Source organism: Barnesiella sp., assembly GCF_022723415.1.
Taxonomy (GTDB): Bacteria; Bacteroidota; Bacteroidia; order Bacteroidales; family Barnesiellaceae; genus Barnesiella; species Barnesiella intestinihominis.
The window spans coordinates 1-17,643 of sequence record NZ_JAIJHU010000009.1 but is presented as its reverse complement, the minus strand read 5'-3'; the positions used below and the strand labels follow the sequence as shown (position 1 = coordinate 17,643).

13 protein-coding genes are annotated in these 17,643 nt (G+C 42.5%); 8 read left to right on the top strand and 5 right to left on the bottom strand.

Annotated features, from left to right (window positions below):
- Nucleotides 1-77: 77 nt before the first annotated feature.
- Both pheT and QVD32_RS03320 read left to right on the top strand, forming a co-directional pair.
- The gene (gene pheT / locus QVD32_RS03325; protein WP_021892047.1) at nucleotides 78-2,537 is read left to right on the top strand and encodes a phenylalanine--tRNA ligase subunit beta; all 2,460 of its coding nucleotides are present in this window, start codon (nucleotides 78-80) and stop codon (nucleotides 2,535-2,537) included.
- Nucleotides 2,538-2,572: 35 nt separating this feature from the next.
- Nucleotides 2,573-3,301, top strand: coding sequence for a YebC/PmpR family DNA-binding transcriptional regulator (locus QVD32_RS03320; RefSeq protein ID WP_008860972.1), 729 nt, complete (start codon nucleotides 2,573-2,575; stop codon nucleotides 3,299-3,301).
- A gap of 416 nt (nucleotides 3,302-3,717) precedes the next feature.
- On the opposite strand, the gene QVD32_RS03315 is transcribed toward QVD32_RS03320, so the two are convergent.
- The 3 genes from QVD32_RS03315 to QVD32_RS03305 form a co-directional block, all read right to left on the bottom strand.
- Nucleotides 3,718-4,983 carry a leucine-rich repeat domain-containing protein gene (locus QVD32_RS03315; RefSeq protein ID WP_118687420.1) on the bottom strand — a complete coding sequence of 422 codons (1,266 nt, stop codon included), beginning with the start codon at nucleotides 4,981-4,983 and terminating at the stop codon, nucleotides 3,718-3,720.
- Nucleotides 4,984-5,176: 193 nt separating this feature from the next.
- Complete coding sequence (locus tag QVD32_RS03310; protein ID WP_021892049.1) at nucleotides 5,177-6,196, bottom strand: leucine-rich repeat domain-containing protein; 1,020 nt, start codon at nucleotides 6,194-6,196, stop codon at nucleotides 5,177-5,179.
- A gap of 32 nt (nucleotides 6,197-6,228) precedes the next feature.
- Nucleotides 6,229-6,687 carry a DUF695 domain-containing protein gene (locus tag QVD32_RS03305; RefSeq protein ID WP_008860969.1) on the bottom strand — a complete coding sequence of 153 codons (459 nt, stop codon included), beginning with the start codon at nucleotides 6,685-6,687 and terminating at the stop codon, nucleotides 6,229-6,231.
- 187 nt (nucleotides 6,688-6,874) lie between these two features.
- Here QVD32_RS03305 and QVD32_RS03300 point away from each other — a divergent pair, with 187 nt between their 5' ends.
- Nucleotides 6,875-7,759: an SGNH/GDSL hydrolase family protein gene (locus QVD32_RS03300; RefSeq protein ID WP_021892050.1), complete on the top strand. Its 885-nt coding sequence runs from the start codon at nucleotides 6,875-6,877 to the stop codon at nucleotides 7,757-7,759.
- A gap of 6 nt (nucleotides 7,760-7,765) precedes the next feature.
- The gene (locus QVD32_RS03295) at nucleotides 7,766-9,124 is read left to right on the top strand and encodes a DNA recombination protein RmuC (RefSeq protein ID WP_021892051.1); all 1,359 of its coding nucleotides are present in this window, start codon (nucleotides 7,766-7,768) and stop codon (nucleotides 9,122-9,124) included.
- Between the two features lie 78 nt (nucleotides 9,125-9,202).
- Here QVD32_RS03295 and QVD32_RS03290 read toward each other — a convergent pair whose 3' ends face one another.
- Nucleotides 9,203-10,120, bottom strand: coding sequence for a bile acid:sodium symporter family protein (locus QVD32_RS03290; RefSeq protein ID WP_046414554.1), 918 nt, complete (start codon nucleotides 10,118-10,120; stop codon nucleotides 9,203-9,205).
- A 285-nt stretch (nucleotides 10,121-10,405) separates the two neighbouring features.
- On the opposite strand from QVD32_RS03290, the gene QVD32_RS03285 reads away from it, so the two are divergent.
- A complete protein-coding gene (locus tag QVD32_RS03285) occupies nucleotides 10,406-11,290 on the top strand; it encodes a T9SS type A sorting domain-containing protein (RefSeq protein ID WP_195241970.1) in 885 nt (294 codons plus the stop codon).
- 67 nt (nucleotides 11,291-11,357) lie between these two features.
- Here QVD32_RS03285 and QVD32_RS03280 read toward each other — a convergent pair whose 3' ends face one another.
- Entirely contained in the window at nucleotides 11,358-12,413 is a 1,056-nt protein-coding gene (locus QVD32_RS03280; protein WP_008860964.1) for an endonuclease/exonuclease/phosphatase family protein, read from the bottom strand.
- A 504-nt stretch (nucleotides 12,414-12,917) separates the two neighbouring features.
- Between QVD32_RS03280 and QVD32_RS03275 the strand changes: the two genes are divergently transcribed.
- The 3 genes from QVD32_RS03275 to QVD32_RS03265 form a co-directional block, all read left to right on the top strand.
- Nucleotides 12,918-15,932, top strand: a complete 3,015-nt coding sequence (locus QVD32_RS03275; protein ID WP_118687421.1) for a carboxypeptidase-like regulatory domain-containing protein — start codon at nucleotides 12,918-12,920, stop codon at nucleotides 15,930-15,932.
- Between the two features lie 15 nt (nucleotides 15,933-15,947).
- Complete coding sequence (locus QVD32_RS03270; RefSeq protein ID WP_118687422.1) at nucleotides 15,948-16,970, top strand: DUF5689 domain-containing protein; 1,023 nt, start codon at nucleotides 15,948-15,950, stop codon at nucleotides 16,968-16,970.
- Nucleotides 16,971-17,070: 100 nt separating this feature from the next.
- Nucleotides 17,071-17,643: hypothetical protein (locus QVD32_RS03265; protein WP_287710144.1), on the top strand; the 573-nt coding region annotated here is incomplete at its 3' end.

Below are 17,643 nucleotides of genomic sequence, written 5' to 3'. Positions count from 1 at the left end.
AACTTTGGCGAAATTTTCGGAAGAGCTTTTTCAAGGCTTTTTCGGCGTTTTTAGAAAGAAGATAAAATTAGTTCGTTATGAATATTTCGTATAATTGGTTGAAAGATTACGTGAATTTTGACCTTTCTCCCGAAGAACTTTCGGCAGCTCTCACCTCTATCGGTTTGGAGACCGGTGGAATTGAAGAGGTGCAAACCATCAAGGGCGGCCTTAACGGGCTGGTTATCGGTAAGGTTCTCACTTGTGAGGATCACCCCAACTCAGATCATTTGCACATTACTACCGTGGATTTGGGGGAATCCGAGCCTGTTCAAATCGTGTGTGGAGCTGCGAATGTCGCGGCGGGACAATACGTGGTAGTGGCTACGTTGGGTACTGTTTTGTATAGTGGTGAAGAAAGTTTTACGATTAAAAAATCGAAGATTCGCGGAGTGGAATCTTTCGGTATGATTTGTGCCGAAGACGAAATAGGTATAGGAACTTCGCACGATGGCATTATCGTGTTGCCGGGAGAGGTAAAGCCCGGTACACTGGCCAAAGACTATTATAATATAAAGAGCGATTATGTCCTCGAAGTGGATATTACCCCGAATCGTATCGATGCAGCTTCGCATTATGGCGTTGCCCGTGATTTGGCCGCTTATTTGACACAAAGGGGTAAAGATGCCGGATTGCACAGACCGTCGGTAAACGATTTCGCTATCGATAGAAAAGAGGGCGGTATTGATGTCGATGTAGCGAACCATGAAGCATGTATCCGGTACAGCGGAGTGACGATGCGGAATGTGAAAGTGGCAGAAAGTCCCGATTGGTTGAAGCAACGTTTGTCCGCTATCGGATTGCGTCCGATCAATAATGTGGTGGATATTACCAATTATATACTCCATGCTACCGGACAACCGCTGCATTGTTTTGATTTGAATCGAATTGCCGGAGGGAAAGTCATCGTGAAACCTGCCGTAGAGGGTGAGAAATTCGTTACACTCGATGAGGTAGAGCGTACGTTGACTTCTAACGACTTAATGATATGTAATGAGAAGGAATCGATGTGTATCGCCGGTGTGTTTGGCGGTTTGAAATCGGGTGTAACCAACGATACGACCGATATTTTCTTGGAGTCGGCTTGCTTTAATCCCACATGGGTGCGTAAGACAGCTCGCCGTCAAGGATTGAATACCGATTCGTCTTTCCGCTTCGAGCGTGGTGTCGATCCCAATGATACTCTATATGCTTTGAAACGGGCGGCTCTATTGGTGAAAGAATTGGCCGGAGGTGAGATTTGCGGTGAAGTTGTGGATATATATCCCAATCCGGTAGCTCCGTTCCCTGTAACCCTTACGTATGAAAAAATCGATACTCTCATCGGGAAACATATTCCAGTCGATACGGTCAAGAGCATATTGAACAGTCTTGAAATAAAGATCGTTTCTGAAACAGAAAAGGAACTTTCGTTGCAAGTTCCTACATATAGGGTCGATGTGCAGCGAGATGTCGATGTTATAGAAGATCTACTTCGTATCTATGGATATAATCATGTCGAAATATCCGACCGGGTACATTCCAGCCTTTCTTATAAGACTGTTACCGACCAAAGTCACCAGTTTCAAAATTTAGTTTCGGAACAGCTCACGGGGTGCGGGTTTAATGAAATCATGAACAACTCATTAACCTGTGGCGCTTATTACGACGACTTGCAAGGTTGGCCTCGTGCGCATTGCGTGGCTTTGCTTAATCCGTTGAGCAATGACTTGAATGTAATGCGCCAAACCCTTTTATTCGGTGGATTGGAAAGTATTTCACATAATATAAATCGTCGTCGGGCCAACTTGCGTTTTTACGAATGTGGTAATTGTTATTATTTTGACCCGGAGACTCATAATGAAGAGAAAGTTTTGTCGGGCTATTCCGAAGAAAAACATTTCGCTTTGTGGCAGACCGGTAATCGAGTGGAAGGAAGCTGGGCGCATGCCGATGAGAAATCTTCGGTTTACGAAATGAAGGCTTATGTGGAGAATATTTTTGCCCGTCTTGGAATAGCCGGTGATATTATCGCGACACAGACAAGCGACGAGATTTATTCGGTAGCTTTGACTTATAGCAACCGGGGAGGAAAGATACTAGGAAAGATGGGGCTTGTCTCGCATAAGATACTCAAACGTTTCGATATCGATGTCGAGGTTTCTTTTGCCGAGTTGAATTGGGATTCACTAATGAAAATGGCTGCGAAACATGCGGTATTGTACAGCGAATTGCCTAAATTTCAAGCGGTGAAACGGGATTTGGCTTTGTTGGTCGATCAAGCGGTCTCTTTTGCCGATATCGAGAAAGTGGCTCGGGAAAGCGAGCGTAAATTGCTCAAAGAGGTCTATCTTTTCGATGTTTATGAAGGGAAGAACCTCCCCGAAGGTAAGAAGTCCTATGCCGTTTCGTTTATTCTTCAAGACGAGAATAAGACGCTTAACGATAAGCAGATAGATGCTATCATGAATAAAATTATAGCCAATCTTCAACAGAAATTGGAGGCACAGCTAAGATAATTCGATTTAATAAAAATATAAGTAAAAGATATCCTATGGGAAGAGCTTTTGAATATCGTAAAGCCAGAAAATTGAAACGGTGGGGTAATATGGCCCGTACATTTACGAAAATTGGGAAAGAAATTTCTATTGCCGTTAAAGCCGGTGGACCCGATCCCGATGCCAATCCGCGTCTGCGTGTATTGATGCAGAATGCCAAAGCGGCGAATATGCCGAAAGAAAATGTAGAACGGGCTATTAAAAAAGCTTCGTCGAAAGATGCCGGCGATTATAAGGAAGTGGTTTATGAAGGATACGGTCCTTTCGGTATCGCTATCGTCGTAGAAACAGCTACCGATAACACGACCCGTACTGTCGCCAATGTGCGCAGTTATTTCAATAAAGCCGGAGGATCGTTGGGAACGACCGGTAGTCTTTCTTTCTTGTTCGACCACAAATGTGTGTTTCATATCAAACCCAAAGAGGGAGTCTCGGTGGAGGATCTCGAACTTGAAATGATTGACTATGGTGTCGATGAAGTGGAGGCCGATGAGGAAGAAATCGTACTTTATGGCGAGTTCTCGGAGAATAATAATATCCAACACCATCTCGAAGAGGCCGGTTATGAAATCGTTAGTGCCGAATTCGAACGTATTCCTAACGATGTGAAAGATGTTACACCCGAACAACGCGCTTCTATCGAAAAGTTGATCGAACGTTTTGAGGAAGACGAAGATGTACAAAATGTTTTCCACAATATGAAAGAAGAGGAAGACGAGGAATAAAAATAGAGTACAACTGTCTTGTGGAATAAATAAAAAGAGATGTTTTACCGAACATCTCTTTTTATTTATAGTGCCATTTCTCCTTTATAGCTTCTCAGTAGGAAATCAGAGGGGATTGTACTTTTATATAATCTAACGATACAGAAGGTATTGCCCTCCTCCCCTGTGTTTTGTTGTCAAACAAAATATAGGGGAGGTGTCCGTCGGACGGAGGGGTTAATTCTTACAGCCCAAAAACTCTTGAAATCTTTTCAACCCCTCTCCTCAGAAACTGCCGTTACTTCGGTGTCTCTCCTATATTGCTGACGCAACACTCCGTAAGGCTACGGGACACGGCAGGGGAGAAGGAAAATGCAGTCCATCGCATTCGCTAAAATTCATGTTTACCCCCACCGATTTTTACTGAGCCTATTTGATTATAATATTATTTTTACGGTTTTCCCGGCATATTTGATGAGATAAATACCGCTGGGGAAGGGGATTTCGCTGTCTCCGTCCACTGCAAATGTTTTTATACATTTCCCGGTTGTGTCATAGATACTTATATCTGTACCCGGTTCGATATTTCGAAATGCAATGCTATTTTTGTTTCCGAAAATTTTTGCTTTGTCTGGTGAGGGGCGTTCTATTCCTGTGAAATCATTCTCCACGATGTTTTTGAAATTTTTCCATACTTCTGCATTTTTGTAGGCTTGTAAACTACCGGCAGGGACGTACAGAGTGCATTGATTAAAAATGTCTGCGTCAAAGGAATTTGTGTATGAGTTTGTATAATGGACTGTCGGTGGCGTTTCCGAGAAAGCATAGATTTCTTTCAATGGAGCGCTTTTAAATGCCCAATAAGATATATCAGTAACACCTGTACCCAATCTGAGAGAGACTAAATGATTACACCCTGAAAATGCTGATGTTGCTATGGTCGATACTTTGTCGGGAATTATAATAGAAGACAGACTTGTACAATTTGAAAAAGTCTGCTCTTTTATTTCTGATAGATTTTCACTGAGTGTAATAGATGATAATGCATCGCAGCTACTAAATGCATTTTTACCTATTTCGCTGATACTATTGGGCAGTTCTATATATTTTAGGCTATCGCAAGAGAGAAATGCTTCTGCTCCGATTGAGGTGGTATTATTTCCTAATGCAATGTGCTTTAAATTTGGACAAAAATGAAATGTTGATTGTTCTATTTGGGTAACTCCATTGCCGATTATTACAGTTTCTAAACCAAAACTTGCATAAAAGGCATGATGCCCTATTCTTGTGACATTATCGGGGATATTGATATGGCCTAGGTTACAATAGCTAAAAGCTGACGGCTCGATTATCAAGACTCCTGATCCTATATTGATGGAGTCTAATGAAGATGAAGTGAAGGCACTTTCTCTAATTGCAATAATATTGTTTGGAATCGAGATTGTTCCGATATTACACTCAAAAAAAGCAAATGGACCAATCTCTGAGACTTGGTAAGTTTTGTTATTAAAGGTTGCTTTTTCAGGGATTATAATGTCGCCTTCGTATTGATATTCGGTGGATCCTTCGTAAGTGACACTTACTGTTGAATCGGAGGTAATGTCGTAATAGAATCCGTCATATTCAAAGTCATAAGCGTGGATACTGGGATAAATGCAAAGAGCGACGAAGATAACGACTGTTCGAAGTAATGTATTTTTCATGGCTTTATCGTTTAGGATTTTACAAGAATATGAATAGTGTATGTTCTGTTGGTTGATGGAGCAGATTGTTTTTTTGTTTAATGCAAGTATAATGAAAAAAATTATAAATTAAAATCTTGATTTGATAAAAATACGTTTTTTAGTATTATAATTTCTGTTCATTATAATTGATTCGAATAAAGAACAGTAGGTGTCATTCTATATAAATGGTAAATTCATTCCAATAGAGGGCTGTACTATAACTTTTCTTCGCTCGTTTCGACGGGACGAATATTTTACAGCCGATGCGGTTTACGTCTCGAAATGTATTTTCTCCGATCAAAGGCGGGTTGCTGTTTTTACAATGTATTTCAGTAAGGCTTTTGCATCCGGCGAAAGCATAGTTGTTGATAGCGGTGAGCTTGCTGTGTAGAGTAAGAGTAGTGAGACTGGTACAGCCTGAGAATGTGTAGTAATTGATTTCGGTAAGAGTCGTTGGCAAGGATATATCCTTTAATTCGGTACAATTTTCAAAGGCTCCGATACCTACTGTTTTGACAGTCGAGGGGATGCTAATTTCTCGGAGTCCGCTGCAACCCGAAAATGATTTATACCCTATTTCCCGGATACTTCCCGGTATTTTTATTTCGGTAAGGCTGATACATTTGGAAAAAGTATAGTCGGATATACGTTGTAATTTCGATGGTATTTTCAAGGTATATAAACTTTTACAACCGGAAAAGGCATATTTTTCGAGATATAGCAAAGAGTTGGGTAATTCTATATCGTACAGATTGATACAGCCGGCGAATGCATACGCTCCGATGGATTTAAGTTTTTTGGGCAGGCGGACGGCTTGCAACCTTTCGCACCATCGAAATGCCGATGCCCCGATAGAATCGAGCGATACAGGGAGAATCACGGCCTCTAATTTTTCATGGCTGGAAATGGCATTATCCGGGAAGTAGTTGTTGGGCAGTACGACGTTTCCTACATCTAAGTAAAGTAATTCCGGCATTTGGTGGATATAGGAAATATCGCTATAATTTAGAGATCCTTTTACGGATAATTTAGTAATACTGCCTCGTTGGCTCGGCGCGATGATTTCAGATAGGGAGCCCGGTTCATTAACAGAGATAGTAGTAATATCTTCCGGTTCGTCTTCTCCATGTGAACATGCTATTTGAGCCGAAAACAGAATGAATATGCCTATATGTAAGAGCGCTTTTTTCATTGTGCGAATGGACGTTCAGTGCTGTATCGCTTTCATTCATCGAGGTCTTCATCGTCATTATCCTGATCTTGAAGCTCGCACATTTCCCGATATTCGTTCCATTCGGGGTCTTTCTCGGTATAGATGGTGAGAGGTAACGTTTCGAACGGAGCGAGAGTTTCGTTGAGCATACGTCCGAATGCAGGTATATTGCGGGTATAAAATACCCATGTGCGTTCGCCGTCTCCGGTATAGATTCCTGTGAAAATGGCCAGTTTATCTTTTTCCATAGCCTGTTTCAATACGGTCTGCACTTCTTCCATCAGTTTCCCGGTAGTCTCATTGGGCATGCCTTTACTATCGGCCTCGTATTTCCATGTGATTTCAACACGTTCTTTGAACTTGCCCGATTGAATGAACGGTTCTATCTCGGTACGTCCCGAAACGACAATCATGCGGTCACTGTTTTCGGCTTCGGCAATGGCCGAGAACCATACATCTCCTAATTTCATGCGTTGGAATTTTGTCGGTTACTTGTACAAAAGTAATTATAAAAGTGTGAATAGTGAAATTTATCGTCTGTTTGTAGAGGTGTGATGCAGAATATTTATGCGGGAATGATTTTTTCGTTTGCCTCTGTTCATGTTATTTAATATCTTTGTTGTCACATTGTTCAAATACAATTGTTTGTATAGGCTTATGAAATATTTCTCTTCTTACTTATGCCTTATCATTTTGTCGATAACGATGGCCTCGTGCGACAAATTTTTTGGAGAGGAGCTAACCGACTTGATTTTCGATCATGGAAAATTTGAAATGCCTGATAAGGCTCTGTTTATCGGGAATTCTTTACTATTGGGTAATGGCGCTTTCGGAATGAATGCGACCGACTCGGCGAGCGATTATCATGCCGTTATCCAAAGAAAGTTTTTAAAAGCCAATCCAGCCTATACCGATACGAAATTATCGGGAGTCGATTTTGAGGCTTGTGAAAACCGGGCTCAACAGATGGATTGGTTGGATAATAGATTGTGTCCCGTGTTGAGCGACGATTTGGATTTGGTCGTTATACAGATTGGCGATAATGTAAATACATCGAGTAAAAGAGAAGCCTTCGAGCAAGGGGCAAAAGAGCTGATCGCAACCATAAAAGCCTATGCGCCTCGGGCTCGTATCGTGTGGATTTATGGCTGGTATGTATCGAATAGTGTCATCAAGTCTGTAAAAAATGCGTGTAAACAATATGCCGTGACCCTCGTAGCGATAGACGGCATTAACAAAGCCGGTAATCGCAGTTTGATAGGTACGGTTATCACCCGTGTGGACCCGACCTCTCAGTCCTTGAATTATACCCATTATACCGTGTTGTCGGATAATCGGTTACAAATAGATTTTAATGTCGGTGGAAAGAAATACAAAGCCATTGTGCAAACGGAAAGTTATAGCGATAATACCGAGGCTAAAACATTGACTTGGCAAGGATATGAAACGATAACTACCGATAAGGATATCGCTTCTCATCCGGGTAATAACGGGTTCGAGCAGATTGCACAACGATTTTTTGAGGTGTTGAATATAGATTAGATCATTATGATAGCAGTAGGGGTTGGTATATTGGTGGCTTTGGTTGCTACCGTGGTATTTTTTGTCGTGTATAATTCGAGTCGTAAAGGGTGGCAGCAGTCGCTGGCGGTACGCGAAAGCGAGGCGGCTGACTTGAAGGTACGCAACGGTGTGTTGGAGGCGCAGGTGAAAAGCTGTACGGCGCGGTTGGCCGAGGTACAGGCACAACTCGATTTTGCTAATCGGGAGCGAGAGAAACTCAACCGTGAGAAAGGCGATCTGCAAGCCCGTAATCAAATGCTTTCCGAAAATATGGAAGTTCAAAAGCAGGAAGTCCAACGTATCCGGCAAGAGATGAACAACGAGTTCAAGGTACTGGCTAACGAGATATTGCAGGAGAAATCGAAGAGCTTTTCCGAGATGAACCACGAACGTCTCGCCGAAATACTCAATCCCTTGAAAGAGCGTTTGGAGGGATTTAAAAAGACCGTGGAAGAAACTTATAATAATGAGGCTCGCGAACGGTTTTCGTTGAAAGAACAGATTAAAGAGCTGGTAGAGAGAAGCGAATCCATAGGTGCGGAGGCAAAACAGCTGACTCATGCTCTGCGTGGAGATTCCAAAATACAGGGTGACTGGGGGGAGATGATATTGGAAAGTATTCTCGAAAAATCGGGGCTTGAAAAGGATCGGGAATATTTCATACAGGAAACTTTGCGGGACGAAGAGGGACATACCATACAGGGCTCCGATGGGCGGAAGATGCGTCCTGATGTCATTATCCGTTATCCCGGTGGAGAAAATCATCAAATGGTGATCGACTCGAAAGTATCTCTCACGGCTTATGTCAATTACGTCAATGCGGAAGATGCCGACGAAGCTCGATTGGCATTGAAGCAGCATTTAGTATCGGTGAGGAAACATATAGACGAGCTGGCCGGGAAGAGCTATCAAGATTATGTCGGGAAAGGCGATCATGTAATGATGTTTATTCCCAACGAGGCTGCCTATCTGGCTGCTATGCAGGCCGATCACGCTTTGTGGCAATATGCCTATGAAAAGAAAGTGCTTTTGTTGAGCCCGACGAATTTGATTGCCGCACTGAAACTCGTAGCCGATTTGTGGCAACGGGACAAGCAGACCCGCAATGCAATCGATATAGCCGAGGAGGGCGGAAAATTGTACGATAAGTTCGCCGGTTTTGTCGAGGATATGGAGAAGATTGGTAAATCATTGAATACGACGGCTATGGCTTATACCGATGCCATGAAAAAACTGAAAACCGGCAACGGAAATCTGATAGGACGTGTAGAGAAACTTAAAGTCATGGGGGTGAAAGCGAAAAAGAATCTTCCGGCGGTGAATGAGGAGGAAGAGGAAAATTAGCCTTTTATATTTGAATTTGGAATAGTTTTGAGGTCGTTCGACCGGAAAAGATTCGATTTGAAAAAATGAAAACAGTTTCTAAGAGCCTTTCATTGTCTGCTTTTCTTTCAAGTAAAGTTGATAGCTATTGATGCTGTTCTGCCAGATGATATATGATGCCGGGCCTATCGATGTGATAGGCGACAAATAAGTGAGTGCCAGCCAAATGGCAAGCACGGTGTTTTTCTGTCCCAATCCTTGCGCTCCTGAAATTTTATCGCCGTATCGTCCACCTAATTTTCGCCCTATATAGAATTGTCCTATACAAACGATCAAAGAGAGGAGGGCGATAGCGATTTCGAGAGGTATAGCTTCTCTCCCTTGTCCGATGATGAATGTGACCGCTTTGCCTACTACAAGAAAAAGCGAAACTGCCCACATGTAAAACGATAGAGATTGTCGCTTATTCAATACCGTGTGGATTTTGGGTAGGCATTGTCGTAAGAGGATTGCCACTCCTAAGGGTAGGATAAGCAGTGGTAACACTTTACTGCATATAGTTAGGAAAGAGTCGAGGAAAGAGATGTCGGCATGTATTCCCATGAACGAAAAAATAATCGGCGATAAAATGGCCACAGCCATATTGCTGATTAGACTGTATGAAATTAGTGTCGGGACATTTCCTCCGAGCATTCCGGTAATGACGGGAGCGGCTGTCGCTGTGGGACAGAAAAGGCAGATGAAAGTTCCTTCCGCTATGATAGGATCCCAAAAATAAAGCGCACCGAATATGGTTAATCCACCGATAATCTGAACAGCGAGAAGCCAGCCGTGTAGAGGTTTTATATGTAGATCGTTCGGGGAAATTTTACAGTAGGTAACCAACAGCATAGCAAAAATAAGGATAGGGGCCAGAAGTGTAGCCCATCGGGCTGTAAGGTCGGGGAGTAAATATCCCGCCAAACTTCCGGTAGCCATTGCGACGGGTAGCATATAAGTTTTCGCTTTCTGAGTCATGGGGCAATCCCTTTTGAAAATTCGATGCAAAGATAGTGCAAATGAGGGCAAAAGCAAGCTCGCTTGACTTTGCCGAATGTAGCCTATTTTCGCATCCTGCGCAAAGATGGTGCAAATGAGAGCAGAAATCAATTTATTTGATTGAGTAGGGTTACAGTCTATTTTCATGTTTTTTGTAGAAATCGCAATCTCGGTAAAAAGATTGAATAAAAATAGATTCATTCAATGATATATATTATTTTTACAAATAAATTATTTCATTACCTTAAAGAAAAAGTGATAGTTATGAGAAAAATTACGTTGTTCGTTCTTTTGTTCGCCGTGGTCGGGAATATAAAAGCTGCGCATTATGAGTATGTCCCTTTGGTGCGAGACGGTGTCGAGTGGGGATATTCCCAGCAATTATTCGGAAAGAGTTATTATCGAAATCTGATACAAGCCGATACCATTGTCAATGACATTGCGTATAAAAAGTTTTACACTTTTAAGTCTTGTTCGGAGACGGCCGATGAAAATTTGGCTTTTATCCGAGAATCCGGGAAACAGGTTTATATAACTTTTAATAAACTCCTTATGCCTGTCGAGAGTTTGTGTGATAGGGAATATCTTATTTATGATTTCGGCGTAAAGGAGGGTGAGACCATCACTCATTTCGATTGGATTACTCAGAAATCCGTATCTTCGACAATTAGTAAAATCGATACGGTAGAGATCGCCAATACACTTCGGCAGCGATTTTGGACGGGAGATAAGGTCTTGTGGATCGAAGGGATAGGTGTAGAAGACGGTGATTTGCTGCGCCCGGGTTGTTCTACCGATGTGAGTGGGTTGGATACTCAGGATAAATTGGTTTATGTCAAAGGTCCTGACGGTAACATCGAATATGAAACGTCGGATGCGGTGAATGATCCTTGTTATAGCGGAATTGAAGAGGTGGATAGAGATGATGATATAGTTATCATTCGAAATGGCAGAAATTTAGAGATTGCTGTGAATGATACAAAATTTCGAATGATCGAATTGGTCGATATTTCTGGTCGTATGGTTTGGTGTGAATACTTAGATGGTCGGGGGAAGATTGTTTTGTCGACAGCCGATTATCCCAGAGGAATTTATGTTATCGTATTGTCATCGAATGAAGATAGGATAACTCGTCGTGTTATATTTTAATTCCGGAGAAAATGAAAAGAGGGGTGATAGAACAATATCACCCCTCTTTTTGTGTTTCGAGCTTTATTTATTTTATCTCTTTGGCTAAATAGATGAGAGTGGGGAAGTGGTCGCTGTAACCATTTAGATAAACTCCCGCAGCATGGGTTCGCAAAGGATAACCCTTGTACTTGCCTTCTTTTTGTTTTAGGAAATCCCGGTTGAATACTTCCGACCGGATATATTTCAAGGTGGAGCGATCTTTACCTAACAGGTTCCCCGAAATAATAATTTGGTCGAATAAGTTCCAAGAACCGTTATAAGCCAACGTGCCTATGCCTTTGTCGAACATTTCCCACATGGTATTGAAATATCCGCCAGCCTGAACTTCTTGTTGTTTCTTTTTGGCCCCTAATACGGTTTTGCAACTACGGTTCGACGGGTCGTCGTTGAGGTCGCCCATAATGATGACTTTCGAGTCGGGGTCGGCCGCTAAAAGAGAGTCAGCCAAATGTTTGGTCAGTGCGGCAGCGGCTTCCCGTTTTGGGCTCGATTGTTTTTCTCCGCCGAGTCTTGAAGGCCAGTGGTTGACAATAAAGTGTACCCGTTCGCCGGCCAATATTCCCGAAACAACTAATTGGTCGCGAGTACGTAGGTCGGGGAATTGAGGGGTATGAAGTCGTGCGCTACGGCTCGATTCGAGTGTAAATTGATCTTTGTCGTATATAAGACCCACATCGATTCCTCTAAAATCGGGAGAGTCGTAATGTACAATTCCATAGTTTCGTTTGGATAATTCGCCGGTATGAATCAAATCTTCCAATACTTGTTCGTTTTCTATTTCCGATACGCCGATAACGGCAGGTCCGTTTTTTAATTTGAACGGGCTGCTGTTGTCTGTGGCAAAATTGCTAATCGCATAAGCAAGGTTGTTGAGTTTATTCCGATATTTTAATCCGCCCCAACGGTACGACCCCGAAGGAGTAAATTCTTCGTCGTTCGTATTCGGCTGATTAATCGTGTCGAACAGGTTTTCAAGATTGTAGAATGCTACCGCATATATAGCGTATTGTTTCTTTTGTGCTTGTGTAACAGTCACTCCTGTCAAGAATACGGCTAATAGCAAGAATCCTATTTTTTTCATAGTTCGTGTGGAATTTTGTTTTTGAAATTTTCGACTTAAATTAAAATGTGGCGCAAGATAACTCTAATTTGACAAATAAGCGAAATTTTTTTAGGAATAAATCTCTATCGGTAGGAAGAAATGCGTTTAAAGACATCTTTCCGTGTGCGACGTTCGTAAGAATCATATTATATCATTAGCTCTAATGTTTATGATGGCGATAATGTATTAGGACGATGGGTGAGATATGATTTAGCAGTTGTCGTTTAGAAAGGTATTTTTAACATAGTGATAGGTTTAATAACTTGAAAGTTAGCTTATTTCCCAAAATTTCTTGCATTTTGTCCGATAATTAACATTTTATATAGGGTTACAATTTAACACGATTGTAATAAATATTCCCAACGTAGAAGTTTGTATAATGGAAAATAATCTTTTAATTTGCAAATTCCTTTTCTGCCCCTTGACAAAAGGGGGAATAGGGTTGTAAACATAAACACAGTTATAATTAAACCTTTTGATGTAATGAATCGTAAACTATGGTTATTAATGACATGGCTTCTTGTCGTACCGGCTTTTGTTCAGGCCGCATCAGTAAGAGGTGTTGTCGTTGACTATGAAACAAACAAACCTATTGCGAATGTAAAAGTTGCGATACGGAACGTGTCGGCTGTTACGGATTTTGACGGAAATTTCGAGTTGAAGAAAGTTAGGGCAGGGTCTGTGGTTGTTGTATTTACGGCGGCTGATTATAAGGCTTATTCTGTCGACTTTGTGGTAAATGACGGCGTAAATACCTTGAATGCTTCTTTGCAACCTAAGAAAGCAGACAATACACTCAATCAACAGGTTCTCGAAGATAATGTTTTCGAGCTCGACGAGTCGGCGATAGACGATGAGGGCAGTGCCGCATCTCAATCGGCATCCTATCTGTCCGGCGCTGCCGACGATGTTTATTTGCAGGCAGCCAGTTATTCGTATAGCCCTATGCGTTTTAATGTGAGGGGATATGAACAACGGGAATCTTCTACCTATATAAACGGACTTAACTTTAATGATTTGGAACGCGGCCGTTTCAACTATTCGAGTCTCGGAGGATTGAACAATGCCATGAGAAATAAAGATGCCGTGAATGGTCTTGAAATGCCGGGATATGCTTACGGTTCTTTGGGAGGAACGACGAACATCAACACGCGGGCAACCAACTATGCAGCAGGTACGAATGTAAATGCCGCTTACACGAATCGTGCTTATAAATTGCGCGGACAGGCTATCTACTCGACCGGTATTATGGACAACGGTTGGGCTTTTACCGGGTCGGTCGTTTATCGTTGGGCCGACGAGGGACGCACGGAAGGAACCTTTTACAACTCTTTCGGCTATTTCCTTGCTGCCGAGAAAGTATTGGGCGACCATCGATTTGCCTTGACGACGTTCGGTGCACCGACCAAACGGGCACAGTCGGCTGCCGTTTCACAGGAGGTTTACGATTATCGGGGAATTTATTACAATCCTTATTGGGGATACCAAGACGGAGAAAAGCGTAATTCCCGCATTGTCCACAGCTATGACCCTACGGCAATTTTTAATTGGGACTGGAAAATCGACGATGAGAGCAAATTGTCTGCCGGCGTAGGATTCCATTACAGCCAATACAGTAATTCGGCGATAGCTTTTTATAACGCGCCCGATCCCCGTCCCGATTATTACCGTAATTTGCCCAGTTGGCAATATTATCAGTTGGCGGTAGATGGTCCCGACGATGTTTATAATGCCTATTACAAAGAGGTGAATAAGGGATTGGCCAATCAGATTGCCGATTTGTGGAGAGCCGGCGATCCCAATGTGACCCAGATTAACTGGAATGCGATGTATAGCGCGAACTATGCCAACAATGCCATAAATCCCGAGGGGAGCGCCAAGTATATTTTGGAGCGTCGTCACAACAACTTGATGGAAATACCTTTGAACTTTTTGTACACCAATCAGTTGAATAGCGAACTCAAATTGACGGCCGGTATCGAAGCCAAATATGCGAAAGGAATGCACTACAAGACCGTCGATGACTTGTTAGGGGCTAATCAGTGGATCGATATAGACCAGTTTGCCGAGCGTGACTTTACCGACAATCAGGACATTATCCAGAATGATTTGGACGACCCGAACCGAGCTGTTTATAAAGGTGATAAGTTCGGATATAATTACAATATGCATGTTATCAATGCTTCGGCATTTATACAGAACGATTGGAAATTACCCTTGTTCGATATCTATTATGCCGCACGTTTATCCTATACCTCTTTCCAACGTGAAGGTTTGATGAGAAACGGTCGTGCCGAGGTTGTTGGAGCCCGGTCTAAGGGCTTGGGTAAACAGATGTATTTTATAGATCCCAGTATCAAGGCCGGTGTCGTATATAAGATAGACGGACATAATCGTTTGTCGTTAAATGCTTTGGCGGAATCTCGGGCTCCGTTGGCCGGTTATGCCTATGTAGCGCCTCGTATTAAAGATACTCGTATCAGAGGTTTGAAATCGGAGAAAGTATTCTCGGCCGATTTGACCTATCAATTGAATACATCGATTGTAAAAGGTCGGGTAACAGGGTTCTTCACGGAATTCCGCGATGGCGTAGAAAGTACGGGATATTATCACGATGAGTTCCGCACGTATGTAAATCATACATTGTCGGGCGTGAATAAACGTCACTTTGGTGTCGAGGCCGGTGTGAGTGTGAAGTTGAACAGCAGCTTCACTATATCGGCGGCAGGAACGTATGGCAGCTACAAATATACCAACGATTGTATGGGAACGATGAGCGCCGAGAACGGTATGAATCTCTTTACCGAACAATTGCCGGTTATAGTCGACGGGCGGGCCGCTTCGACCGATTATACCGAAAAAGTTTACACCGAAGGTCTTCATGTGAGCAACGGTCCTCAGTTGGCCGCAAGCATTACGCTGGATTATTTTCACCCGAAGATGTGGTTTGCCGACATAACGCTTTCTTACTTCGATAACAATTACCTCGATTTCTCTCCGTCGCGTTTCACGCACATGAATATGTATGGCGGAAAATATCCCAATGAAGTAGGATTGGAGCAGAATTACAACGGTTATCGCATTATCGGTATCGATAAGAATGGTCAAACTTCTATGGTTTGGAGCTTTGATGAAAAGACAGGTAAACCTGTTCTTGTTAGAGACTATACCGGGAATAAAGGTTCCGATATCGTTAAGTACTACAATCAGAAGGAGATGATCGGTTCGCAGGAGAAACTTAAAGGCGGGTTCTTACTCGATGCTTCGGTAGGTAAATTGATTTATCTCAACAATCGTAAGCAACAGTTGAATATCAACCTTAGCTTCAATAATATTCTCAATAATACCAGCATGATTACCGGCGGTTATCAACAAGGTCGTGTCAGCCGGGATAATAAGAGTGTAACCAAGGATATACAATCGGTGGACAAATTCCCCAATAAATATTATTATGCTTGGGGCTTCAATATGTTTATCAATGTCGGTTTCAAATTTTAATAAATCGTTTAGAGTATGAGACAATTAAAATATATCGGTGTCGTATTTGCAGCTCTTATGCTGTTTACGGCGTGTGAAAAAGAATTCGATGCCATTCCCGAAGATTTTGCTACGGTTCCCGAAGGCAGCGATGAGGCTTGGCCCCAGACGGTAACTATTAAAGACCTTATCGAAAATTTCGATACGAAAGAGGGCCTGTTTACAATCGATACGATCGATTCTCCCAACGATATCATCGTTAGAGGTCGGATTATTACCGATGACCGTGCGGGCAACGTATATAAATATTTCGTTATACAAAGTCTGGACGATGACCATACTTGTTTGAAAGTTTCGGTCGATGCCGGCAGTCTTTCGGGTATGTTGCCGTTGGGACAAGTGGTAGCTATTCGCTGTAACGGATTGGTTTTGGGACGTTATGCGGCAGCACCCCAGTTGGGAGTACGCGGATATCGCAACGACAATAAGATTCGTGAAGAGCCCGGGCGTATCCCTTATACGCTGGCGATGAAACATATCCAGAAGATAGGAACTCCCGATCCTTCTAAAATAGTTGTGGAAGAAAAGACTTTGAAAGAGATCACCGAAATGGACAAATATGGTTATTTCAAAATCGTAAAGATTAAAGATGTCTATTTTACAGGATATGATTCCGATGGAAAGAAATTGAACGATGTGATTTTCCCGTTCCCGTCGGACGGAAAGAATGTGACGGCCGCTTTGGCGAAGTACGCTTTGAACCCTACGTTTGCTCCTGCGACTTACGATAACAATAAAAAATATAATATCGGGTTCCCTCGCTCCCGGGAGATTGCCGATGATAGTGGCAATACGGTAGATGTGTATATTTCTACCAGTGAGTATGCCCGGTTTGCCGATCGTCGTATTCCTACCCCCGGTAGCGGCAATAAAGGAGAAATTACTGCAATTGTAGGGTGGTTCCAAGATAACGAGGCCTATGACGGAACTTGGCAGTTGACCGTACGGTCGTTGGATAAGCCGTTTGCCGATCTCAAAGGATTCGATTTCCCTCAATAGGGTGAGTCGGGCGCGAAATCAAATGAAATTGGTTATGCTGAGGAGCGATCTATTTTTGCATGAATCGTAATAATATTTTTAACCCCAAATAAATTTTAATATGAAAAAGATGAGAAAATTTGCATGGATTTTTATGGCAGCTATGACAGTTGCAGGATTCTCCGCATGCTCCAATGTAGAAGATGAGCTTTTACCCGGTACAGGGGGTAATGGGGGTGACGGTACTACTCCTTCGAAAGTGTTGACCGATACGATTTATACTTTCGATAACATTGAAGCTAATTATACTCCTATTGATGAATTATGTCCGGGTTGGACCCACGAGATTGTTTCTCCGGCCGATGACGATCGTACATGGCAAAGTAAGGTCTTTAAAGAGGAGAAATACATTCAGGCCACCGCTCACGATGGTAGTGATAAAAATGCTGGTAAGTCGTATGATTTGTGGATGTTTACCCCGGCGTTGAACGTGAAAGAGGCTACTAATAAAGTCTTTTCATTTTATAGTGAAGGGACATATTGGAAGGAAACCTCTATGCTTGAAGTGTATGTTTTGAACGAGCCTAAATCGACTGCAACTTCTAAAGAAAAACTTAATGTGAAGATTGCGACTTCTGCCGATGGTGATTATACATGGGTGGCTTCGGGCGATATCAGCTTGGAAGGTAAAGGC